The organism is Streptomyces sp. NPDC024555 (assembly GCF_055559335.1).
On the sequence record NZ_JBVHKV010000011.1, the window covers coordinates 185,677 to 208,804 of the forward strand.

Annotated in this window: 15 protein-coding genes and 3 tRNA genes; 8 read left to right on the forward strand and 10 right to left on the reverse strand. The window is 72.6% G+C overall.

Annotated features, from left to right (window positions below; genetic code table 11):
* Positions 1 to 36: 36 nt before the first annotated feature.
* Positions 37 to 468, reverse strand: coding sequence for an Lrp/AsnC family transcriptional regulator (locus ACZ4FH_RS20690; protein ID WP_383632947.1), 432 nt, complete (start codon positions 466 to 468; stop codon positions 37 to 39).
* Positions 469 to 600: 132 nt separating this feature from the next.
* Between ACZ4FH_RS20690 and ACZ4FH_RS20695 the strand changes: the two genes are divergently transcribed.
* Positions 601 to 1,812, forward strand: a complete 1,212-nt coding sequence (locus ACZ4FH_RS20695; protein ID WP_467306417.1) for an MFS transporter — start codon at positions 601 to 603, stop codon at positions 1,810 to 1,812.
* A gap of 70 nt (positions 1,813 to 1,882) precedes the next feature.
* On the opposite strand, the gene ACZ4FH_RS20700 is transcribed toward ACZ4FH_RS20695, so the two are convergent.
* Together ACZ4FH_RS20700 and ACZ4FH_RS20705 are read right to left on the reverse strand one after the other, a co-directional pair.
* On the reverse strand, positions 1,883 to 4,063 hold the full coding sequence (locus tag ACZ4FH_RS20700) for a glycoside hydrolase family 99 protein (protein WP_467306418.1): 2,181 nt from the start codon (positions 4,061 to 4,063) through the stop codon (positions 1,883 to 1,885).
* Positions 4,064 to 4,070: 7 nt separating this feature from the next.
* Entirely contained in the window at positions 4,071 to 6,524 is a 2,454-nt protein-coding gene (locus ACZ4FH_RS20705; RefSeq protein ID WP_467306420.1) for a PQQ-dependent sugar dehydrogenase, read from the reverse strand.
* A gap of 315 nt (positions 6,525 to 6,839) precedes the next feature.
* Here ACZ4FH_RS20705 and ACZ4FH_RS20710 point away from each other — a divergent pair, with 315 nt between their 5' ends.
* From ACZ4FH_RS20710 to ACZ4FH_RS20720, 3 genes are read left to right on the forward strand one after another with little or no spacing between them, the layout of a single operon-like run.
* The gene (locus ACZ4FH_RS20710; protein ID WP_467306421.1) at positions 6,840 to 8,297 is read left to right on the forward strand and encodes an acyl-CoA synthetase; all 1,458 of its coding nucleotides are present in this window, start codon (positions 6,840 to 6,842) and stop codon (positions 8,295 to 8,297) included.
* A complete protein-coding gene (locus tag ACZ4FH_RS20715) occupies positions 8,290 to 9,792 on the forward strand; it encodes a carboxyl transferase domain-containing protein (RefSeq protein ID WP_467306423.1) in 1,503 nt (500 codons plus the stop codon). Before ACZ4FH_RS20710 ends, ACZ4FH_RS20715 begins: the two co-directional genes overlap by 8 nt.
* A 46-nt stretch (positions 9,793 to 9,838) precedes the next feature.
* Positions 9,839 to 10,636, forward strand: a complete 798-nt coding sequence (locus ACZ4FH_RS20720; protein ID WP_467306425.1) for a VOC family protein — start codon at positions 9,839 to 9,841, stop codon at positions 10,634 to 10,636.
* A 58-nt stretch (positions 10,637 to 10,694) separates the two neighbouring features.
* On the opposite strand, the gene ACZ4FH_RS20725 is transcribed toward ACZ4FH_RS20720, so the two are convergent.
* The 4 genes from ACZ4FH_RS20725 to ACZ4FH_RS20740 form a co-directional block, all read right to left on the reverse strand.
* The gene (locus ACZ4FH_RS20725) at positions 10,695 to 11,987 is read right to left on the reverse strand and encodes an MFS transporter (protein WP_467306426.1); all 1,293 of its coding nucleotides are present in this window, start codon (positions 11,985 to 11,987) and stop codon (positions 10,695 to 10,697) included.
* Positions 11,988 to 12,098: 111 nt separating this feature from the next.
* Positions 12,099 to 12,172, reverse strand: a tRNA-Ile gene (locus ACZ4FH_RS20730).
* A 166-nt stretch (positions 12,173 to 12,338) separates the two neighbouring features.
* Positions 12,339 to 12,411 (reverse strand) — tRNA-Asn (locus ACZ4FH_RS20735).
* 5 nt (positions 12,412 to 12,416) lie between these two features.
* A tRNA-Asn gene (locus tag ACZ4FH_RS20740) sits at positions 12,417 to 12,489 on the reverse strand.
* 191 nt (positions 12,490 to 12,680) lie between these two features.
* Between ACZ4FH_RS20740 and ACZ4FH_RS20745 the strand changes: the two genes are divergently transcribed.
* The 4 genes from ACZ4FH_RS20745 to ACZ4FH_RS20760 all read left to right on the forward strand — a co-directional run bounded on the left by ACZ4FH_RS20745 (position 12,681) and on the right by ACZ4FH_RS20760 (position 18,332).
* Entirely contained in the window at positions 12,681 to 12,980 is a 300-nt protein-coding gene (locus ACZ4FH_RS20745; protein WP_467306563.1) for a YtxH domain-containing protein, read from the forward strand.
* 67 nt (positions 12,981 to 13,047) lie between these two features.
* A complete protein-coding gene (locus ACZ4FH_RS20750; protein WP_467306428.1) occupies positions 13,048 to 14,493 on the forward strand; it encodes an FGGY family carbohydrate kinase in 1,446 nt (481 codons plus the stop codon).
* A gap of 174 nt (positions 14,494 to 14,667) precedes the next feature.
* The gene (locus ACZ4FH_RS20755) at positions 14,668 to 16,401 is read left to right on the forward strand and encodes an ABC transporter ATP-binding protein (protein WP_467306430.1); all 1,734 of its coding nucleotides are present in this window, start codon (positions 14,668 to 14,670) and stop codon (positions 16,399 to 16,401) included.
* Entirely contained in the window at positions 16,401 to 18,332 is a 1,932-nt protein-coding gene (locus tag ACZ4FH_RS20760) for an ABC transporter ATP-binding protein (RefSeq protein WP_467306432.1), read from the forward strand. The genes ACZ4FH_RS20755 and ACZ4FH_RS20760 overlap by 1 nt, the downstream gene beginning before the upstream one ends.
* A gap of 72 nt (positions 18,333 to 18,404) precedes the next feature.
* On the opposite strand, the gene ACZ4FH_RS20765 is transcribed toward ACZ4FH_RS20760, so the two are convergent.
* From ACZ4FH_RS20765 to ACZ4FH_RS20775, 3 genes are all read right to left on the reverse strand, one after another.
* Entirely contained in the window at positions 18,405 to 19,532 is a 1,128-nt protein-coding gene (locus ACZ4FH_RS20765) for an RNA polymerase sigma factor (RefSeq protein WP_467306433.1), read from the reverse strand.
* Positions 19,533 to 19,693: 161 nt separating this feature from the next.
* Positions 19,694 to 21,604, reverse strand: a complete 1,911-nt coding sequence (gene dnaG / locus ACZ4FH_RS20770; RefSeq protein ID WP_467306434.1) for a DNA primase — start codon at positions 21,602 to 21,604, stop codon at positions 19,694 to 19,696.
* A 116-nt stretch (positions 21,605 to 21,720) separates the two neighbouring features.
* Positions 21,721 to 22,980 carry an NAD(P)/FAD-dependent oxidoreductase gene (locus ACZ4FH_RS20775; protein WP_467306435.1) on the reverse strand — a complete coding sequence of 420 codons (1,260 nt, stop codon included), beginning with the start codon at positions 22,978 to 22,980 and terminating at the stop codon, positions 21,721 to 21,723.
* Positions 22,981 to 23,128 lie beyond the last annotated feature (148 nt).

Here is a 23,128-nt window from a genome sequence, read left to right on the forward strand (position 1 = left end):
GGACGGACGTGCCCGGGGCCTCCGTCCGCGCCCCGGTCACGATCCGGCGCCGGCCCTGAGGGCGATCCGGGTGGTGGAGTGGGCGACGCCCGCCTCGCGCTTGAGGCGGCGCAGCAGCGTGTCCAGTGCGGCGGTGTCGGCGGCCGTGGCCCGGACGAGGTAGTCGTGGGGGCCCGTCACATGGATCACCTCGGTGATCCCGGGGAGGGTGAGCACGGCGCGTTCGAAGACCTCGTGGGTGGTGTCCGACCGCAGGCTGACGTCGATGAAGACGACCAGGCCGGTCCGGGTGTCGGCGGCCGGGTCGATGATCACGGTGAAGCCCCGGATGACGCCGTCGCGGCGCAGCCGGCGCACCCGGTCGGCGGCCGCGTTGGCGCTCAGTCCGACCTGCGCGCCCAGGTCGCGGTACGAGATCCGTGCGTCCTCCTGGAGGGCGCCGAGGATTTCCCTGTCCAGACGATCCATACCGCGATTGTCCCAGTTTCTTCTGGATTGCGACTGCGGGGAGGCGGGAGGCCCGGTCCCGGGGGCCGTCCGGCCTCCCCGTTCGGCCCAGTCCGGCGGGCCGGTGACCGGCACCCGCTCTTGACTGGTGCTGTGGAAACAGCCGCCAAGCAGTCCCCCGCGCCGGCCGACGCCCCGCCCTCCGGCGCCTACCGCAACCTCGTGATGGCCACGATCGGCTTCGCGCTCACCTTCTGGGCGTGGAATCTGATCGCGCCGATGTCCGCGGACTACAAGGACCGGCTCGGCCTCAGCTCCTTCCAGCAGTCGCTGCTGGTCGCGGTGCCGGTGCTGGTCGGTTCGGTGGGCCGCATCCCGGTGGGCGCGCTCACCGACAAGTACGGCGCCCGGCTGATGTTCCCGCTGGTCTCGGCGCTGACCATCGTGCCGGTGGTGCTGCTGATCCCGGCGAAGGACTCCTACGGGGCGATGCTGGCCGTGGGCTTCCTCCTCGGCCTGGGCGGAACCACGTTCGCCATCGGCATCCCGCTGGTCAACTCCTGGTTCCCGCCCTCCGACCGGGGTCTGGCGCTCGGTGTCTTCGGCATGGGCATGGGCGGCGTCGCGCTGTCCGGCTACTTCACCCCGCGCATCGCCAAGCACGGCGACAACCTGCCGTTCCTCGTGGTGGCCGGGGCCCTGGTCGTCTACGCGGCGCTGGCGGCGGTGCTGGTCAGCGACCGCCCGGACCGCCAGGTGCCCACCGACTCGCTCGCCACCCGGCTGGGCGCGGCGGGCCGGCTGCGGGTCACCTGGGAGCTGTCCGCGCTGTATGCGATCGGCTTCGGCGGCATCGTGGCCTTCGGCGTCTATCTGCCGACGTACCTGAAGACCTGGTACGAACTGACGCCGACCGACGCCGGCACCAAGGCGGCCGGGTTCGCCCTGGTCACGGTCATCTTCCGGCCGATCGGCGGCTGGCTCTCGGACCGGATGCACCCGGCGATCGTGACCTCGGCCGCGCTGGGCCTCGCCGCCGTGACCGCGATCGTGCAGGCCTTCGACCCCGAGCTGTCGCCCGGCGGCACGATCGCGCTGCTCTGCATGGCGGCCGGCCTCGGCACCTCCAGCGGCAGCGTCTTCGCCCTGGTCTCGCAGGTCACCCCGCAGGCCAAGGTGGGCAGTGTGACCGGCATCGTCGGCGCCATGGGCGGTCTCGGCGGCTTCGTGCCACCGCTGGTGATGGGCGCGATCTACAGCGCGAAGGGCTCGTACTCGATCGGCTTCATGCTGCTGTCCGATCTGGCGCTGGCGGGCTGCGTGTACGCGTACGGGCGCATGCGGAACATCCGGCGGGACGCCTGAGCGCCTCCCCGCCGCATACGAGAACGGCAGCGTTCCCGCCGGAACGCTGCCGTTCGCCGTGGGTGCCGGTTCAGCGGGCCGCGGCCCGCTGTCCGGCCTCGAACCGCCCGGCCCAGTACGCCGTCCGGTCGAGGTAGGCCGTCTCGGCGGCCTCACCGGTCCTTCCGTACGCCCCTTCGTAGGTCCGGTAGCCGTGTCCGGCCGGCGGGGTGCTCGACGCCGGTTCGATCGGGCTGCCCTCGTGCCACTCGTTGAACGAGGTGACGGAGACCCAGGTGGGTGATCCGCCGATGGCCGGGTCCAGGGCGTTGCTCCACTCCAGGTCGTACGCGGCGCCGTCGTCCCGGTCCAGGGTCGGGGTGGTGTTGCCCGGCACGGCCCGGTCGTCGAGGTAGCCGGGGGCCACCGAGGGCGCCCAGACCAGGCCGTTGGCCTTCGCGTACTCCCCGGCCTGCCGCCAGCCCGGGGCGGTCGCCCCGGCGATGCCGTCGTAGGTGTAGAGCCCGCCGAAGTGCGCCACCTTGGTGGTGTCGGTGGTCTGGGCGAGGACGACGGCGGTGTCCCGTACGGCGTCCAGGGCGGACCAGTCCTGGATCCGCAGGCTCTCGAAGACGTAGAACGCGGGGCGGTTGCCGTGCTCCGCGTCCCGGTAGTAGGCGGGGTGGCCGCCGTACGTCGCGTTCAGATACGCGATGTCGTCGACGACGGAGGCCGCGGTCCGGCCGCTGTACGGCTCGATGTGCCAGGCGACCCGGACGCCGTGCCGGGCGGCGGCGTCCAGCACCCGTCCGGCGAGCGCGTCCTCGTAGCCGCCGCGCCCCCACCAGCTGTAGACGATGACCCCGGCACCGGACCGCTCGATCCACTTCATGTGCTGCTCGACGGCGCCCGCCACGTCACCGGAGTCGTAGGGGCCGAGCTTCGGGTAGAGGTCGGCCCCGATGTCGTCCGGCGGGGTGTGGCCGCCCTGTTCCCAGTGGCGCCAGCTGCCGTGGGTGCCCGGGTTCCCGTACCACGGGTAGTAGAAGAGGTGGACGTCCCTGGAGAGCGCCGCCTTCGGTTCCCCGCCTCGCCCGAGGGTGAACCGGTCGATGTCGAAGAGCGCGCCCGCTCCCCCGGTGAACCGCAGGAACAGCGGGCCCGTCCCGGTGGCCGCGAGGGGGGTGGTGACCTCGGTGAAGGTCTCCCAGCCGCCGGTCGGGGCGACGGCCGCGGAGCCGAGCAGCGGCCCGGTGGCCGAGCCGGAGCGGACCTCGACGGTGCCGCCCGCGCCGGCCGAGGAGACCCGGGCGGTGAACGTGGTCGCCCCGGCCGTGTCCACCCCGGCGTAGCCCGCCCAGTCGCCGTCGTCGAGGTAGCCGAGGGTGGCCCCGCCGCTCGCCCCGGCGTGCGGGGCGCTCTGCACACCGGAGGACGTGGTGTACGCCTCCGCCTCGACGGGGGCGTCACCGGGGTCCTGGCCGCCCGCGCCGCAGTCGGCGGTCACCGCGCCCGCGGCGTACTGGACGCCGCCCAGCAGCAGCCGGCGGAAGTCCGCGTCGGCGTAGGACTCGGCGGTGTGGCCGAGGCCGGTGTAGAACGACCGGCCGGAACCCTGCGGATGGCACCAGGTGATGGGGTGGTCGCCGCCCATCTCGCCGCCCGTGTAGCTGCTCTCGTCGAGGCTCTGGAGCACATGGACGCCGTCGCGGGGATCGGTGCGGTAGTTGTACCACTCGTCGGTGCGGGTCCAGCTCTCGCCGAGATGGGCGGTGGCCGGGTGGGTGCGGTCCTCGGTGACGACCCGGGCCTGCTGGATCGCCGGATGGCTCTTGAACCAGGCGCCGACCAGGTGCTCGTAGTCCGGCCAGTCGTACTCGGTGTCGGCGGCCGCGTGGACGCCGACGAATCCGCCGCCCCCGTCGACGTACGCCAGCAGCGCGTCCTGCTGCGCGGTGTCCAGGACGTCGCCGGTGGTGCTGAGGAAGACGACCGCCTCGTAGCCGGCGAGGTTCTGCGGGGTGAAGGCGGCGGGGTCCTCGGTGGCGGTGACGGTGAAGCCCCCCTCGGCGCCGAGCTGCTGGATCGCGGTGATCCCGGCGGGGATGGAGTCGTGCCGGAATCCGGCGGTCCGGGAGAAGACGAGGACGTCGTACGGGTCGGCGGCGGGCGCGGCGCCCGCCGTGGGGACGGGGGCCAGGAGCGCGGCGCCGAGGGCGAGGACGGCGGCGCACACGGCGTGACGGGCGCGGCGGAGCGGACGGTGGCTCATGCGCCGCTCACCCCGCCGTCTCGAAGGTGAAGGAGTCGATGTCGAACAGGTTGCCCTGTCCGGTCGGCCCCCTGAGGACGAGGAAGAGCGTGGTGGGGGCGGCCGGGGCATCGTGCACGGCGGCGCTCACCTCGGTGAAGGTCTCCCAGCCGCCGGTCGGGGCGACGTTCAGCGTGGCGATCAGGGGCCCGCCGACGGAGCCGGTCCGGACCTCGATGGTGCCGCCGGGTCCGGCCGAGGAGACCCGGGCCGCGATCCGGGAGGCGTTGCCGACCGCGTACGGGGTGAAGGAGATCCAGTCGCCGTCGTCGGTGAAGCCGACGGTGGCGCCGCCCTCGGCGGGCCCGTGTCCGGCGATCTCGATGCCGGAGGAGTCCGTGTAATGCTCGGCCTGGCGGTGGCGCGGCTGGAGGATGCTGTCGCTGTGGGTGGTCAGTCCGCCGGAATCGGTGTACTCGGCGTCGAAGACCCCGTAGATGTCGGCGGCGCTGTCGTGCTCGCCGTCGACGGGGACGTCGATGGTGCCGGTGCAGCCGTTCTTCGAGGTGATCTGGTGGCGGTGGCTGTCGTGGCCGAGCAGATAGGTGACCTTGACCTTCGCGCAGTCGACGGCGCCGTCCTCCGGGTCGGTGACGGTGACCGTGAAGGGCACGGAGTCGCCGAAGGAGAAGAGCCCGCCGTCCACCGGGGTGGTCAGGGTGACGGAGGGGGCGGTGTTGCCGGCGGTGACCACGAGGCTGGCGGTGCCGGTGAGCCCTTCGGGGTCGGTGACGGTGAGCGTCGGGCGGTAGGTCCCGGCGGTGGTGTACGTGTGGTGGGGGTCGGCCTCGGTGGAGGTGGTCCCGTCTCCGAAGTCCCAGGAGTAGCGCAGCGCCCCGCCCTCGGGGTCCTCGCTGCCGGCCGAGGAGAAGGCGACGGCGAGCGGGGTGGATCCGGAGGTGCGGTCGGCGGCGGCCCTGGCGACGGGCGAGCGGTTGCTGCCGGCCAGGTACTCGACGCGGTAGAGGGCCTGGTTGCCCGAGCCGGTGCCGTAGTCCAGGACGTAGAGCGCGCCGTCCGGGCCGAAGGCGGAGTCCATGACCTGGGTGCCGGTCCAGGGGAAGGTGTCGATGGCCCCCGGGGAGCCGTCGGCGCGCACCTCCACGGGCTTGATCCACTTGCGGCCGTACTCGGTGGCGAAGAAGCGGCCGTCCAGCGAGGCGGGGAACTTCACCGAGGAGTCGAGGTCCGCGTCGTAGTGGTAGACCGGGCCGGCCATCGGCGATTCGGAGCCGCCGCCGAACTCGGGCGGGGAGCCGGCGTCGCCCGCGTACCGGATCCAGGCCGGCTGCGCGGCCGGGAGCGTCGGCAGACCGGTGTTGCGGAAGGAGTCGTTGGCCGGGCCGCCCGCGCAGTCGTACTTCGCTCCGGAGGGGCCGGACGGGAAGGTGTACGCGTTGTACGTCTCCGAGGCGGTGTTCGTGCCGGTGCAGTACGGCCAGCCGAAGTTGCCGGGGCCGGTGACGCGGTCGAACTCGACCTGGCCGCTGGGGCCGCGGGCCGGGTCGGTGACTCCGGCGTCGGGGCCGTAGTCGCCGATGTAGACGGTGCCGGTGGGTCTGTCGACGGACATCCGGAAGGGGTTGCGGAAGCCCATCGCGTAGATCTCGGGGCGGGTCCGGGGGGTGCCGGGGGCGAAGAGGTTGCCGGCCGGGACCGTGTAGCCGCCGTCGGCCGTGGGGGTGATCCGCAGCAGCTTGCCGCGCAGGTCGTTGGTGTTGCCGGAGGAGCGCTGGGCGTCGAACTGCGGGTTGCGCTCGGTGCGTTCGTCGATCGGGGCGTAGCCGGCGGAGTCGAAGGGGTTGGTGTCGTCGCCGGTGGTCAGATAGAGGTTCCCGGCCGCGTCGAAGTCGATGTCGCCGCCGACGTGGCAGCACTGGCCTCGGTCGTTGGGGACTTCGAGGATCACCTTCTCGCTGGCGGTGTCCAGCGTCCCGTCCGCCCTCAGGGTGAAGCGGGAGAGGTTGAGGTGGCCCTTCCAGGCCTCGAAGTCGGCGGCGGTGCCGGTCACCGGGGCGTCGCCGGCCGGGGTGTCCAGGGCGGGCGAGTAGTACAGGTAGAGATGGCGGTTGACGGCGAAGTCCGGGTCGGCGGCGACGCCTTGGAGCCCTTCCTCGTCGTGCGTGTACACGTTGAGCTTCCCGGCGGTCCTGGTGGCTCCGGAGGCGTCGGTGAGCCGGACCGTGCCGTCGCGGGCGGTGTGGACGACGGAGCGGTCGGGGAGGACGGCGAGGGACATCGCCTCGCCGAGTTCGGCGGGGCCGAGGGCGAGGGGGACCTGCTGGTAGTCGGCGGCGGGGATCTCCGCCGCGGCGCGGTCCGCCGTGGGGACGGCCGTCGCGGTGCCGGAGGCGAGTCCTCCGGCGGCCACCAGGGTGAGAGCCGTGAGCGCTCTCCACCACCGTGGGGATGACAAGGGCATGGACGCTGTTCCTTCCTGACGGTGCGTGGGGTTGTCAGGCAAGGCGCTGTCGCGCTTTGCGACGTGCGTGAGCGGCCGGGCGGACGGCGGACGCGCCGACACAGACAGGTTTTTTCTTGTCTGCCGCACTGGCGCTCCGCCCGGAGTGAACTTTTTGCATGCTGGCAACGCAAAATTAATAAGTCAACCCTGTATCCAAATTCGCGCAGGATGCCCCGTACAGCCATCGGCCCCCGGACCCGACCCCTGTCGGGGCGTGCTTCGAGGCACATTCGAGGGCCGGAAGCGCTTCACCGATCTAGGGTGCGCAGAGTGATGCCACTTCTGCCTGCACTCCAGGACCCGACCGGATCCGCGGGGGCCCGCGAGGCCGTCCGCTTCGACGAAACCTCCCTGTCCTACGCGCGGTTGGCCGCCGCGGCGGACGCGCTGGCCGCCGAACTCCCCGCCCCGGGACCGGTCGCCGTGTGGGCGCTGCCCACCGCGCACACCGTGGTCGCGGTGGTGGCCGCGCTGCGCGCGGGCGTCCCCGCCGTCCCGCTCAACCCGAAGACGGGCGCACGCGAACTGGCCCACATCGTCGCCGACAGCGCACCCACCGCCGTGCTGGCCGCCGCGGGCGAGACGCTGCCCCCGGCACTGGCCGGTCTGCCCCGGATCAACGTGTCCACGACCGCCGCGGGCACTGTCCGCCCCGCCCCGCCCGAGCCCTCCCCGGAGTCCGCCGCCCTCGTCGTCTACACCTCCGGCACCACCGGCCCGCCGAAGGGCGCCGTGCTGCCGCGCCGGGCGATCGCCGCGTCGCTGGACGCACTGGAGGACGCCTGGCGGTGGACCGGCGACGACGTCCTCGTGCACGCGCTGCCCCTCTTCCACGTCCACGGGCTGATCCTCGGCATCCTCGGCCCGCTGCGCCGGGGCGGTTCGGTGCGCCATCTCGGCCGGTTCTCCACCGAGGGCGTGGCCCGGGAGCTGAACGACGGCGGCACGATGCTGTTCGGCGTCCCGACGATGTACCACAGGCTCGCGGAAGCGCTTGCGGACCCGGCGGGCCCGGAGGGTCTGACGAAGGCGCTCGCGGGCGCCCGGCTGCTGGTCTCCGGCTCGGCCGCGCTCCCCGTCCACGACCACGAGCGGATCGCCGCCGCGACCGGCCGCCGGGTCATCGAGCGGTACGGGATGACGGAGACCCTGATGAACACGGGCGTACGGGCCGACGGCGCGCCCCGCCCCGGCACGGTCGGCGCCCCGCTGCGCGGCGTGGAACTGCGGCTGGTCGAGGAGGACGGCACCCCGCTGGACGATCCGTCGGCCATCGGGGAGATCCAGGTGCGCGGGCCGAACCTGTTCACCGGCTACCTCAACCGCCCCGACGCCACCGCCGCCGCGCTCACCGCCGACGGCTGGTTCCGGACCGGCGACATGGCCACACTCGACCCCGACGGCTATGTACGCATCGTCGGCCGCAAGGCCACGGACCTGATCAAGAGCGGCGGCTACAAGATCGGGGCCGGGGAGATCGAGAACGCCCTGCTGGACCACCCGGGCGTCCGGGAGGCCGCCGTCACCGGCGAACCGGACCCCGACCTGGGCGAGCGCGTCGTCGCCTGGGTGGTCCCGGCCGACCCGGCCGACCCGCCCCCGGCCGACGAACTGGCCGCCCATGTCGCCGCCCAGCTCTCCCCCCACAAGCGCCCCCGCACGGTCCGCTATCTCGACGCCCTCCCCCGCAACGACCTGGGCAAGATCATGAAGCGGTCCCTCCATGGCTGAGCGGGCGGCGGGCGGGACGGCCCGTGCGGCCGTCGCCGCGCTCACCGACGACTTCACCGAGTCCACCGCCCCGGTCGGGGACACCGCGGGTGACGGACCGCTCGACTGGGAGGGGTACGCCGACTCCCGCGTCCGGGCCACCGCACGCACCGGCGAGCAGGAGTCCGTCGTGCACGGCCTGGCCACCGTCGGCGGGCAGCGCTGTGTGCTGATCTCCTTCGAGTTCGGCTTCCTCGGCGGCTCGCTCGGGCAGCGCACCGGCGACCGGCTGGAGGCCGCGTACGAGGAGGCCGCCCGGCGCGGCCTCCCCCTCGTCTCCCTGATCGCGACGGGCGGCAGCCGCATGCAGGAGGGCATGATCGCCCTCACCCAGCTGCACCGGGTGGCCCGCGCCTCGGCCCGCCTCCGGGCGGCCGGGCCGGCCCAGATCGCGGTGGTCCGCAACCCCACGACCGGCGGCGGCTGGGCGACCCTGGGCGCGGGCGCCGACGTGATCCTCGCCCTGCCCGGGGCCCAGGTCGGCTTCGCCGGATCCCGCGTACGGCCGCCCGACGCCGACCCGTCCGCCTACACCGCGGAGGGCCAGTTCGCCGCCGGCCAGGTCGACGCGATCGTGGCTCCGGAGGACCTGCGGGAGACGGTGGGCCACTGGCTGCGGCTGCTGGGCCGCCGCACGGACGCGTCCGCGACCGTTTCGGTGTCCGGGTGGCCGGTATCGGACGGCGGCACGCCGCTCCCGGACGGTGCACCGCTCCCGGCCCCCGGCACACCGGCCCCGGCAGCCCCACCACTCCCGCCCCCCGCCCCGGTCCCCTCCGCGCCCGTCGCGACGGAGCTGCCCCGGACCGGCTGGGACGCGGTGCTGCGGGCGCGGAGCGCGGAGCGGCCCCGCGCGCACACCTATCTGGACGCCTACTTCGCCCTGCGGATGCCGTTGAGCGGGGACCGCTGCGGCGGCCGGGACCCGGGGCTGCTGTGCGGCTTCGGACTGCGGGACGGCGCACCCGTCGCGTACGTCGCGCAGTGCGGTACGGCGACGCGCCCGGCGGGCTACCGGACGGCGGCCCGGGTGATCCGGCTGGCCGGCCGGCTGGGCGTCCCGGTGCTCACCCTGGTGGACACCCCGGGCGCGGCCAACGACGCGGAGGCCGAGCGGAGCGGGGCGGGCCCGGCCATCGCGGACGCCTTCGCGGCGATCGCGGCGGCCCGGGTGCCGGTCACGACCCTGGTGATCGGCGAGGGCGGTTCGGGCGGGGCGCTGGCCCTGGCGTCCCCGGACCGCACCCATGTGACGGCCGACAGCTACTTCTCGGTCATCGCCCCGGAACTGGCCGCGGCGATCCTCAAACGCTCCCCCGACCGGGTCCGGGCCACCGCCGACCAGCTGCGGCTGCGCCCGCAGGACCTGGTGGAGCTGGGGGTGGCCCGCTCGGTCGTCGGGGCGGCTCCACCGGAGGACGGAGGCGTGCCGCCGCGCGAGGGCGGGCCGGGGTGACTAGCGTGGCGAGGGGGCCATTCATCGACTGAGGAGATGACCGGTCATGGCCGCAGAGCCGGAGGGCACACCGTGCTGGGCCGACGCGACGTTCGCCGACCTCGACGCCGCCAAGCACTTCTACGGTGAGCTGCTGGGCTGGACGTACGGCGCGTCGTCGCCCGAGTTCGGCAACTACACGCAGGCGTACGCGGACGGCAAGGCGGTCGCCGCGCTGATGCCGCCGCCTCCGGGCCACGACGTGCCGTCGGCGTGGTGCCTGTACCTCGCCTCGCCGGACGCCGCGGCCACCGCCGCGAAGATCCGCGAGCACGGCGGCACGGTCCTGGTGGAACCGATGCAGGTCGGGGAGTTCGGCACGATGGTGGTGGCGAGCGACCCCGGCGGCGCCGTCTTCGGCGTCTGGCAGCCCGGCACCCACCAGGGCTTCGAGGCCCGCAACGTCCCCGGCGCGTACAGCTGGGCCGAGATCTTCACCCGGGATCCGGAGAAGGCCGACGCCTTCTTCCCGGCCGTCTTCGGGTACGGCGTCAAGCGCATGGAGGACGACGCCGTCGACTTCACCCTGTACGACCTGGGCTCCGACCCGGTGCTCGGCCGGATGAAGATGACGGAGGACTTCCCGCCGCAGGTGCCGCCGTATCTGAACGTGTACTTCACCGTGGACGACTGCGACGCGGCGGTGGCGAAGGCGCAGTCCCTCGGAGCGACGCTCCGCTTCGGCCCGCTCACCATCCCGTTCGGCCGGTTCGCCGCCCTGACCGACCCGCAGGGCGCACCGTTCTCGCTGATCGACGGCACCACGACGGGCGGCGACATGCCGACGCTCACGGACGTGTCCTGACGCATCCGGCTCCCCGCTCCCCGCTCCCGGGCAGGCGTGGGATCGCCCACCTGACGGCTCAGGCCTCGGGGGCGCGCGCGTCGTAGCGCGCGAACCCGGGCCACCGCAGCGCCAGCAGCCCCACGGCGAGGACGCACGCGATCCCGCCGCCGGTGACGGCCCAGCCCGGGGAGGCCAGGTCCGCGACGGACCCGGCGATGAAGTCGCCGAGCCTCGGGCCGCCCGCCACCACGACGATGAACACGCCCTGGAGCCGGCCGCGCATCTCGTCCGGCACGGCGGCCTGGAGCATGGTGTTCCGGAAGACCATCGAGGTGGTGTCCGAGGCGCCCGCGAGCGCCAGGAACACCAGCCCGAGCCAGAGCTGCCGGGTCAGCCCGAACGCGGCGACGGCGGCGCCCCAGCTCGCCACGGCGAACAGCACCGCCCGTCCGTGCCGCCGGATCCGCCCGAGCCAGCCGGAGAACACCCCGCCCAGGAGCGCCCCGAGCGCCGGGGCCGCGACCAGCAGCCCGGTGGTCTTCGCGTCGCCCCCGTACCAGAGCCCGGCGACGACGGGGAACAGGGCGCGGGGGTGGGCGAGCACCATCGCGCACAGGTCGGTGAAGAACGTCATCCGCAGATTGGGCCGGGTGCCCAGGAAGCGCAGCCCGTCCAGGACCGAGGCGCGCTTGACCGCCCCCGTCTCCCCCTCGCCCCGCTCGGGCAGCATCGCGGGCAGCCGCCACATCGCGTACAGCGAGGCCGTGAAGGTGACCGCGTCGACCCCGTACGCGGCCCGGTACCCCCACCAGCCGACCACCAGCCCGCCGAGCATCGGCCCCAGCAGCATCCCCGTCGTACTGGTCATCGAGGACAGCGCGTTCGCCGCGGGCAGCTGCTCGGCCGGCAGCAGCCGCGCGATCATCGAGCTGCGGGCCGGTGAGTTCAGCGCGAAGCAGACCGCCTGGAGCGCCACGACCCCGTACAGCAGCCCCACCGCCTCCACCCCGGCCACCGTGACCCCGAACAGCCCCACCGACAGCAGAAACGACCCGGCCGCACTCACCAGCCCCAGCTTCCGCCGGTCCACCGTGTCCGCGATCGCCCCGCCGTACAGCCCGAACACCACCAGCGGCACCAACGAGCAGAACCCGATCAGCCCCACCGAAAACGCCGACCCCGTCAGGTCGTACACCTGCAACGACACGGCCAGCGAGGTCATCCCCTGCCCCACCCACGACACCGTGTTCCCGAACCACAGCCGCCGGTAGTCCGGCGAGATCCGCAGGGGCGTCAGGTCGGCGAATATCCGCCGCCGTGGCGTCGGCTCGTCGGCCGCGTCGGTGGCTTCGGTCAGGGATTCGGTCACAGGGGATGGTATCGACCGGCTACGGAGCCCTCCGAAACGAGGAGACCCCCGCCGGAGCGGGGGCGTCGTCGGTGTGCCGGGCCGGTAAGGCGAACCGGTTCTTCAGTGCGGTGGGGCGGGTGGGACTCGAACCCACGGCCGACGGATTATGAGTCCGCTGCTCTAACCGGCTGAGCTACCGCCCCGTTTCGGCGTGGCGCGTACATGTGTGCGCTCCGTCTGCCGCAGCATAGCCGGTCATACGATCTCTCGCTCCGGGTGCCCGGGTACTCGTGACCTTGAAGACGGCGCTGCTCGACGCCCGGTTCCGGGCATACGAAAAAGGACCCCGGAGGGTCCTCTTCCGATCCGCTCCCCCGACTGGACTCGAACCAGTAACCCTCCGGTTAACAGCCGAATGCTCTGCCAATTGAGCTACAGGGGATCGCGCTCCCCCGACTGGACTCGAACCAGTAACCTGCCGGTTAACAGCCGGCTGCTCTGCCAATTGAGCTACAGGGGATTGCTGCGTTGCCTCGAACGTACCTGCCTGGCTGTTGCCGGGCGGCGCGCGTTCGCTGCGACACATACATTAGCGCAAGCAGGGGGGTGCTTTGCCAATCGGTATCGCCCGGGGTGATCTCGGGCGCCCACGGGTAGGCGAGCAGCACACGTCGCACGGAGCGAAGACGGAGCGAAGGAAGGGTGGCAGCCATGCGGTACCGGCTCACGTTCATCGCCGGAGTGGCGCTCGGTTACGTGCTCGGCACGCGGGCCGGGCGCGAACGTTACGAGCAGCTGAGGAAGTCCGCGCGCCGGTTCGCCCAGAACCCGGCCGTGCGCAACACCTGCGAGACGGCGGCCCAGAGCGGCCGCGAGTTCGCGGGGAAGGCGTACCACGCGGTGGGCGAGAAGGTCGGGGAGAAGGTTCCGGCGTCGGTGGCGGACCGGGTGCGGTCGCTGCGCGGGCGGGGCGGCGACCTGGAGGACGACTGGGGGACGACGAACACCTGAGCCGCGGCGCCACGTCTGCCGCACCATCGGTACGGGAAACCGCCGCTGGTGCGGCAGAATTCTGTGCATGGGGATAGTCGCCGGCTTGGACAGTTCATCCGCCTTCACTCACATCGTGGTCTGCGATACGGACACGGGCGCCGTGCTGCGCGAGGGGTACGCCGCGCATCCCGTCGACCCGAAGGCCGCCGAGGTCGACCCGCAGGCCTGGCTGCTCTCCCTCGGTGAGGCCGCCACCGGCGGGCTCCTCGAAGGGGTGCAGGCCATCGGGGTCGCCGCACAGCAGCACGGGCTCGTGCCGCTGGACCACCAGGGCAATCCGGTGCGTCCGGCGCTGCTCGGCAACGACAAGCGCGCCCAGGTGGCCGCCGCGGACCTGGTCGACGGGCTGGGCGGGCGGCAGGCCTGGGCCGAGGCGGTCGGGGCGGTGCCGCAGGCCGCGCAGCCGGTGGCGAAGCTGCGCTGGCTGGCGCGGACCGAGCCGGAGCTGGCGCAGCGGGTCGCCGCGGTGCTCCAGCCCCACGACTGGCTGGTGTGGCAGCTGCTGGGGCGGCCGGCCCGGCGGACCACCGACCGGGGGGCCGCGTCCGGTACGGGGTACTGGTCGGCGCGCGAGGCGGCCTACCGGCCCGATCTGGTCGAGCTGGCGCTGGGGCGGCAGGCGGCGCTCCCCGAGGTGCTCGGCCCGGCCGACGCGGCCGGGACGACGCCCGAGGGGCTGCTGATCTCGGCGGGGACCGGCGAGACGATGGCCGCCGCCTTCGGGCTCGGGGTCGGGGTCGGCGACGCGGTGGTGTCGCTGGGGGCCTCGGGCTCGGTGATGGCCGTGCACCACGAGGCGCTCGCCGATCCGACCGGGATGATCACCTCCTTCGCCGACGCCACCGGTATGCACCTTCCGGTCGTCCACACCTCGAACGCGGTGCGCGCGCTGCGCGGCACGGCCGAGATGCTGGGGCTGGCCGGGCTCGACGAGCTGTCGGAGCTGGCCCTGAAGTCGACGCCCGGTTCCTCGGGGCTGGTGCTGCTGCCGTATCTGGAGGGCGAGCGCACCCCGGATCTGCCGCACACCGCCGGCACGTTGTGCGGGCTGCGGCGCGAGTCGATGAAGCCGGAGCATCTGGCGCGGGCCGCCTTCGAGGGCATGCTCTGCTCGCTGGCCGACGCCCTGGGCGTCCTGCGCGACCGGGGCGTCGAGGTGCGCCGGGTCTTCCTGCTGGGGGCCGCGGCCGAGCTGCCCGCCGTCCAGGCGCTGGCCCCCGCGCTGCTCGGCACGCAGATCGTCGTACCGCAGCCGGCCCAGTACGCGGCGCTGGGTGCGGCCCGGCAGGCGGCCTGGGCGCTGGGCGTCTCGCAGGGCGCGCTGGACGCGCGGACGCCTCCGGTGTGGCAGGAGGCGGCGGCGCAGGTGCTGGAGCCGGGTGACGAGCTGCCGGTGGGGCAGGCGGTGCGCCAGCAGTACGTGGCGACGCGGGACCAGATCCATCCGGGGGCGTTCGACCCGGCGGGCTGAGGGGTGGGGTCCTACGCATGGTGACGCGCGCGGGACCCCCGGTGAGTCCGGCCGCGAAAATTGTGGACCCGGTCCGTATTTTGACCTGGACTTGAATAAAAACGTTCGCTGTCCCGGCGCCCGGTGCTCGAAGATGGGTCGACTCCCGACCTACGCCGACTCCGAGAGACACGCGTGCTCATAAAAATCCTGCGGGCCTATCTCGGTCCGTACCAGAAACCGATCGCGCTCCTGGTCGTCTTCCAGCTGCTGCAGACCTGCGCCACGCTCTATCTGCCGACGCTCAACGCCGACATCATCGACAACGGTGTCGTCCAGGGCGACACGGGCTACATCCTTCAGTACGGCGGCGTGATGATCGTCGTCAGCATCGCCCAGGTCGTCTGCAACATCGGAGCCGTCTACATCGGTGCCCGTACGGCGTCCGCGCTCGGCCGTGACATCCGGGCGGGGATCTTCGACCGGGTGCAGTCCTTCTCGGCCCGCGAGGTCGGCCGGTTCGGGGCCCCTTCGCTGATCACCCGGACCACCAACGACGTCCAGCAGATCCAGATGCTGGCCCTGATGACGTTCACGCTGATGGTGTCGGCGCCGATCATGTGCGTCGGCGGCGTCATCATGGCGCTCGGCCAGGACGTCCCGCTCTCCGCCGTGCTCCTCGCGGTGGTGCCGGTGCTCGGCATCGCGGTGAGCCTCATCGTGCGGAAGATGCGCCCGCTGTTCCGGCTGATGCAGGAGCGGCTCGACACGGTCAACCGGGTGCTGCGCGAGCAGATCACCGGCAACCGCGTCATCCGCGCCTTCGTCCGCGACGGCTACGAGGAGGAGCGGTTCCGGGGGGCCAACACCGAGCTGACGGACGTGGCGCTGTCCACGGGCCGGCTGATGGCGCTGATGTTCCCGACCGTGATGACGGTCGTGAACGTGTCGTCGATCGCCGTCGTCTGGTTCGGCGCGCACCGCATCGACAGCGGCGGGATGGAGATCGGGGCGCTCACCGCGTTCCTCTCGTACCTCATGCAGATCGTGATGTCGGTGATGATGGCCACCTTCATGTTCATGATGGTGCCGCGCGCCGAGGTCTGCGCCGAGCGCATCCAGGAGGTCCTGGAGACCGAGTCCAGCGTGGTGCCGCCGGTGGACCCGGTGACGGAGCTGCGCGCCCGGGGGCATCTGGAGCTGCGCGGGGCGGACTTCCGCTACCCGGGCGCCGAGGAGCCGGTGCTGCGCTCGATCGACGTCGTCGCGCGGGCCGGTGAGACGACCGCGATCATCGGGTCGACCGGCAGCGGCAAGTCCACGCTGCTCGGGCTGGTCCCCCGGCTCTTCGACGTGACGGACGGCCAGGTGCTGGTCGACGGCACGGACGTGCGGACCCTGGAGCCGGCGCTGCTGGCGAAGACCGTGAGCCTGGTGCCGCAGAAGCCGTACCTCTTCTCCGGGACGGTCGCCACGAACCTGCGGTACGGGAATCCGGACGCCACCGACGAGGAGCTGTGGCGCGCGCTGGAGATCGCGCAGGCCAAGGAGTTCGTCGAGGGCCTGGAGCACGGTCTCGACGCCCCGATCGCGCAGGGCGGCACGAACGTCTCCGGCGGACAGCGCCAGCGGCTCTCGATCGCCCGGACGCTGGTGCAGCAGCCGGAGATCTATCTGTTCGACGACTCGTTCTCGGCGCTGGACTACGCCACGGACGCGGCGCTGCGCGCGGCGCTCCAGCGGGAGACGGCGGGGGCGACGGTGGTGATCGTCGCGCAGCGGGTGTCCACCATCCGCGACGCCGACCGGATCGTGGTGCTGGACGAGGGCCGCGTCGTCGGCACCGGCAGCCACCACGAGCTGATGGAAGGCAATGAGACGTACCGGGAGATCGTGCTCTCCCAGCTGACGGAAGCGGAGGCCGCGTAATGGCCGGGCCTGGCGGACGCATGATGGCGGGCGGGGCGCCGACCCAGCGGTCCATGGACTTCAAGGGGTCCTCGAAGCGGTTGCTGAAGCGCTTCGCGGCGGAGAAGTCGACCCTGTATCTGATGCTGGCGGCCGTCGCGGTGAGCGTGGCGTTCTCCGTGGTCGGCCCGAAGATCCTCGGCCGGGCCACCGACCTGGTGTTCGCCGGGGTCGTCGGCGGGCGGATGGAGCCGGGGGCCACGAAGGAACAGGCCGTCGAGGGCATCCGCCGGACCAACAGCGGTCTGGCGGACATGCTCTCCTCGGTGGACTTCGTCCCCGGCCAGGGCATGGACTTCGACGCCATCGGCCGGGTGCTGCTGATGGCGCTGGCCGTGTACGTCGGCGCGGGGCTGCTGATGCTGGTGGCGACGCGTCTGTCGATCCGGGTGATCAACCGGGTCGTCTTCCAGCTGCGCGAGGACATCCAGACCAAGCTGGCGCGGCTGCCGCTGTCGTACTTCGACCGGCAGAAGCGCGGCGAGGTGCTGAGCCGTGCGACCAACGACATCGACAACATCTCGCAGACGATGCAGCAGACGATGGGCCAGCTCATCAACTCGCTGCTGACCATCGTCGGCGTACTCGTGATGATGTTCTGGATCTCGCCGCTGCTGGCGCTGGTCGCCCTGGTGACGGTGCCGCTGTCGGTGGTCGTCGCCACGAAGGTCGGCAAGCGCTCGCAGCCGCAGTTCGTCCAGCAGTGGAAGGTGACGGGCAAGCTCAACGCCCACATCGAGGAGATGTACACCGGCCACACCCTGGTGAAGGTCTTCGGGCGCCAGGCGGAGTCCGCGCGGGACTTCGCCGAGCAGAACGAGGCGCTGTACGAGGCCGGGTTCAAGGCGCAGTTCAACAGCGGGATCATGCAGCCGCTGATGATGTTCGTGTCGAACCTGAACTATGTGCTGATCGCCGTGGTCGGCGGGCTGCGGGTCGCCTCCGGCGCGCTGTCGATCGGTGATGTGCAGGCGTTCATCCAGTACTCCCGGCAGTTCTCCATGCCGCTGACCCAGGTCGCCTCGATGGCGAACCTGGTGCAGTCCGGGGTGGCGTCGGCCGAGCGGATCTTCGAGCTGCTGGACGCCGAGGAGCAGAGCCCCGACCCGGCGAAGGGCGACGCGGCCCACCCCGAGGAGCTGCGCGGCAACGTCTCGCTGGAGAAGGTGTCGTTCCGCTACGACCCGGAGAAGCCGCTCATCGAGGACCTGTCGCTGAGCGTCGAGCCGGGCCACACGGTGGCGATCGTCGGCCCGACCGGGGCCGGCAAGACGACGCTGGTCAATCTGCTGATGCGGTTCTACGAGGTGACCGGCGGGCGCATCACGCTCGACGGGGTCGACATCGCGTCGATGTCCCGCGACGACCTGCGGGCCGGGATCGGCATGGTCCTCCAGGACACCTGGCTGTTCGGCGGGACCATCGCGGAGAACATCGCCTACGGGGCGCCGGGCGACGTCGGCCGGGAGCGGATCGAGGAGGCGGCGCGGGCGGCCCACGCCGACCGTTTCATCCGGACCCTGCCGCTGGGCTACGACACGGTGATCGACGACGAGGGCTCGGGTGTCAGCGCGGGCGAGAAGCAGCTCATCACCATCGCGCGGGCGTTCCTGTCCGACCCGGTGATACTCGTCCTCGACGAGGCGACCAGCTCGGTCGACACCCGGACCGAGGTGCTGATCCAGAAGGCGATGGCGCGGCTCGCGCACGGCCGCACCAGCTTCGTGATCGCCCACCGCCTCTCCACGATCCGGGACGCAGACGTCATCCTGGTGATGGAGAACGGCTCGATCGTCGAGCAGGGCACGCACGACGAGCTGCTGGAGGCGCAGGGGGCCTACGCGCGGCTGTACGCGGCGCAGTTCGCCCAGGCGGTCGTCGAGGTCGACTAGCCGGTCCGCAGCGGTCCGGCGGGGGTCCGGTCGTTCCTCCGCGGCTACCAGGGCTCGCGCGTCGCGTACGCGTCAGTCCAGGTAGCCGCGGAGCTGGTCCGCGAAGGCGTGGTCGCGGAGTCTGGAGAGGGTCTTGGACTCGATCTGGCGGATGCGCTCGCGGGTCACACCGAAGATGCGGCCGATCTCCTCCAGGGTGCGCGGGCGGCCGTCGGCCAGTCCGTAGCGCAGCTGGACGACCTTGCGCTCGCGTTCGCCCAGGGTGGAGAGCACCGCCTCCAGGTGCTCGCGCAGCAGCAGGAAGGCCGCGGACTCCACGGGGGAGGCGGCGTCGCCGTCCTCGATCAGATCGCCCAGGGAGACATCGTCCTCCTCCCCCACGGGCGCGTGCAGGGAGATGGGCTCCTGGGCCAGCCGCAGCACCTCGCCGACGCGCTCCGGGGTGAGGTCGAGCTGGGCGGCGACCTCCTCGGCCGTCGGTTCGCAGCCGTGTTCCTGGAGCATCCGGCGCTGGACGCGGACGACGCGGTTGATGAGTTCGACGACGTGGACGGGGACCCGTATGGTCCGGGCCTGGTCGGCCAGGGCGCGGGACATGGCCTGGCGGATCCACCAGGTGGCGTACGTGGAGAACTTGTAGCCGCGGGCGTAGTCGAACTTCTCGACCGCCCGGATCAGGCCGAGATTGCCCTCCTGGACCAGGTCGAGCATGGTGAGCCCGCGTCCGACGTAGCGTTTGGCGACGGAGACGACCAGGCGGAGGTTGGCCTCGATGAGGCGGCGCTTGGCCATCCGGCCCATGACGACGAGCCGGTCCAGGTCGACGGCGAGGCGGGTGTCGGGGTCCGGGGTGCGGGCCAGGCGTTCCTCGGCGAAGAGCCCGGCCTCGACGCGGCGGGCCAGTTCCACCTCGTCGGCGGCGGTGAGCAGCGGGATGCGGCCGATCTCGCGCAGGTACTGGCGGAACAGGTCGGAGGTGGGTCCGCCGGTGTCCGGGCGGGCGCGGGGCTCCGGCGGTTCGGGGAGCCGGGAGTCCTCCATGGCGGCCTCGGGCGGTTCGGCGGCCTCCGGCGGGGCCGGGTCCGGCCGGGCGGGCGGGGCCGACGGCGGGTCCACCGCGGCCTCGGGGTGACGCGCGGCCCGGTTCTGCGCGGGGACGGCCGGGACATGCCCGGTTTCGGTCACGGTCCGGGTCTGCACGGGGGCGACCTCCAGGTGATCGCTGCCGGACCGCGGGACGGGGGCCACCGCTCGGTGGGCCGGCCGCGTTCCGATGACTCCTGCACCGCTCCCCAGTGTGGGGTACGACACACAGCCACCACGAGGGGCGTGCGGGCACTTTCTGGGGGCGGGGCGAGGCGTCAGAGCGCGTCGGCGCCGTGGCTGCGCAGCGACTGGGCGTACTGCTGGAGGACCCAGACCTCGTTCTGCGCGGCGGCCAGGTGGTCCGGGGCGACGTTGCTGCCGAGACGGGCCAGGCTGCCCTGGACGTCGGCGATGCGGCGGTCGACGGCGCGCAGCCGGACCTTGACCAGGTGCTCACCGGCGTAGGTCTCGTCGATGGACTTGCCGTGGAAGACCTCGACGGCCAGCTCCGTGATCAGCTTGCGGACCGATTCGTTGGGGGTGGCGTCGAGCACCCTGACCAGGTATTCGCGGTTGTCGGCGAGGCCCGTCTCGGCGCCGCCGGCCTCCGCGACGCACTGGCGCACGGAGGCGTAGGGCGGGGCGGTGAACTCGTCGGCCCCGTAGGCGTCGAAGGCGGGCGAGACCAGCTCGGGCTTCTGCAGGGCGAGCTTGAGCAGCTCGCGCTCGGTGCGGTGGGCGGGGCTGCGGAGGTTGAGCGCGGGGCCGGAGTGGGCCACCGGGGCGGGTGCCTCCTGGTGGCGCGGGGTGCCGCGGCCGCCGGACGGGCCGGGGCCGCGCCGGTCGCCGCCGCGGCCGCGGGCCCACTGGGCGAGCTGGTTGACCCGGTGGACCACGTACTCCTGGTCCAGGATGCCGACGAGGCCGGCCAGCTGGACGGCGACCTCGCGCTGCATGCTGCCCGTCTTGATCTTGGCGACGACGGGGGCGGCCTCGTCCAGCGCGGCGGCGCGGCCGGCCGGGGTCTCCAGGTCGTAGCGGGCGACGATCTGGCGCAGGGCGAACTCGAAGAGCGGGGTGCGCGGCTCGACCAGGTCGCGGACGGCGTCGTCGCCCTTGACCAGGCGCAGATCGCACGGGTCCATGTTGTCCGGGGCGATCGCGATGTAGGTCTCGGCGGCGAACTTCTGGTCGTCCTCGAAGGCGCGCAGGGCGGCCTTCTGGCCGGCCGCGTCCCCGTCGAAGGTGAAGATCACGCGGGCGCTGCCGTTGTCCATGAGGAGCCGGCGCAGGATCTTGATGTGGTCGCCGCCGAAGGCGGTGCCGCAGGTGGCGATGGCGGTGGTGATCCCGGCGAGGTGGCAGGCCATCACGTCGGTGTAGCCCTCGACGACGACGGCCCGGCTGGACTTGGCGATGTCCTTCTTGGCCAGGTCGATGCCGTAGAGCACCTGGGACTTCTTGTAGATCGGGGTCTCGGGGGTGTTGAGGTACTTCGGTCCGTTGTCGTCGTCGCGGAGCTTGCGGGCGCCGAAGCCGACGATGTCGCCGGAGGTGTCGCTGATGGGCCACATCAGCCGGCCGCGGAAGCGGTCGATGGGGCCGCGCCGGCCGTCCTGGGAGAGGCCGGAGGTGATCAGCTCGCGGTCGGTGAAGCCCTTGCCGCGCAGGAAGCGGGTGAGGTGGTCCCAGCCGGCCGGGCTGTAGCCGATGCCGAAATGGGCGGCGGCGGTCTGGTCGAAGCCGCGCTCGGCGAGGAACTTCCGGCCGATCTCGGCCTCGGGGCTCTCCAGCTGCTGCACGTAGAACGCCGCGGCCGCCTTGTGCGCCTCGACCAGGCGGATCCGCTCGCCGCGCTGGTGGGAGGGGTTGTACCCGCCCTCCTCGTACCGCAGGGTGATGCCGGCCTTGGCGGCCAGCCGCTCGACGACCTCGGCGAACGTGAGGTGGTCGATCTTCTGGACGAAGGCGATCGTGTCGCCGCCCTCCTGGCAGCCGAAGCAGTGGAAGAGACCCTTGCTCGGACTGACCTGGAAGGAGGGGGACTTCTCGTCGTGGAAGGGGCACAGCCCCTTGAGGTTGCCCCCGCCCGCGTTGCGCAGCTGGAGGTACTCGGACACGACGGCGTCGATCGGGACCGCGTCCCGCACCGCCTTCACATCGTCGTCATTGATCCTGCCTGCCACGAGTGAAGTCTACGGGTGGGGGCGGACAGTCCGGCCGCGGCCGGGTGTGATCCGGTCCGGGCCCCGCCCCCGCCGGCCGGGGTACGGGCGGGGCGCGGGGCCGGGGCGGGACCGGCTCAGATCAGTGATTCCAGGGGCACCGAGGGGTCGGCCAGGGCGTCCGGGTCGACCGGGCTGCCCGCCCTGATCAGCTGCTGGACCGTCTCGGTGACGTCCCACACGTTCACGTTCATCCCGGCGAGCACCTTGCGGTCCTTCAGCCAGAACGCGATGAACTCGCGCTTTCCGGCGTCGCCGCGGATCACCACCTGGTCGTAGGAGCCGGGCGGGGCCCAGCCGGAGTACTCCAGGCCGAGGTCGTACTGGTCGGAGAAGAAGTACGGCACCCGGTCGTAGGAGACCTCCTGGCCGAGCATGGCGCGGGCCGCCGCCGGGCCGCTGTTCAGCGCGTTGGCCCAGTGCTCGACGCGGAGCCGGGAGCCGAGCAGCGGATGGGCCACGTTGGCGACGTCCCCGGCGGCGAAGATGTGCGGGTCGCTGGTGCGCAGCGAGGCGTCCACGGCGATGCCGCCGCCCTGTTCGCGCGGGGCGACGGCCAGGCCCGCGGCCTCGGCGAGCGCGGCGCGCGGGGCGGCGCCGATCGCGGCGAGGACGTCGTGGGCGGGGTGCTCCTCGCCGTCGTCGGTGCGGACCGCGAGGACCATGCCGTCCTGGCCGACGATCTCGGTGAGCCGGCCGCCGAAGTGGAAGCGGACGCCGTGGTCGCGGTGCAGCTCGGTGAAGATCTGGCCGAGTTCGGGTCCGATGACGCGGTGCAGCGGGGTCGGTTCCGGTTCGACGACGGTGACCTCGGCGCCGTAGCCGCGGGCGGCCGCCGCGACCTCCAGGCCGATCCAGCCGGCCCCGGCGATCACCAGGTGCCCGTTGTCGCGGCCGAGGGCGGCCAGCACGTGGCGCAGCCGGTCGGCGTGGGCGAGGCGGCGCAGATGGTGGACGCCGGCCAGGTCCGTGCCGGGGATGTCGAGGCGGCGCGGTTCCGCGCCGGTGGCCAGGAGCAGCTTGTCGTAGCGGACGACGGTGCCGTCGCCCAGCTCCACGGAGCGGGCCTCGCGGTTCAGCGCGGTGACCGGCTGGCCGAGGTGCAGTTCGACCTCGGCCCCCGCGTACCAGCCCGTCTCGTGGACGAAGACGCTGTCGCGGTCCTCCTTCCCGGCGAGGTAGCCCTTGGACAGCGGCGGGCGTTCGTAGGGGTGGTCCCGCTCGTCGCCGATCAGGATGACCCGGCCGCTGAACCCCTCCGCCCGGAGCGTCTCGGCGGCCTTCGCCCCGGCCAGCCCTCCGCCCACGATCACGAACGTCCGATGTGCGTCGACCACTTGATGCCTCCTCGGTGCTTGCTGCGCGGCGCCAACTGCGAGCGTCCCGCACGCAGCGTAATGGCGAAAGGGGGTGTGGCCCGATCAGGTCACGCCCAGTGGTCGCCGCGGATCCGCCGAACCCCTCGCCGGCGGCCGCGCCGCACCT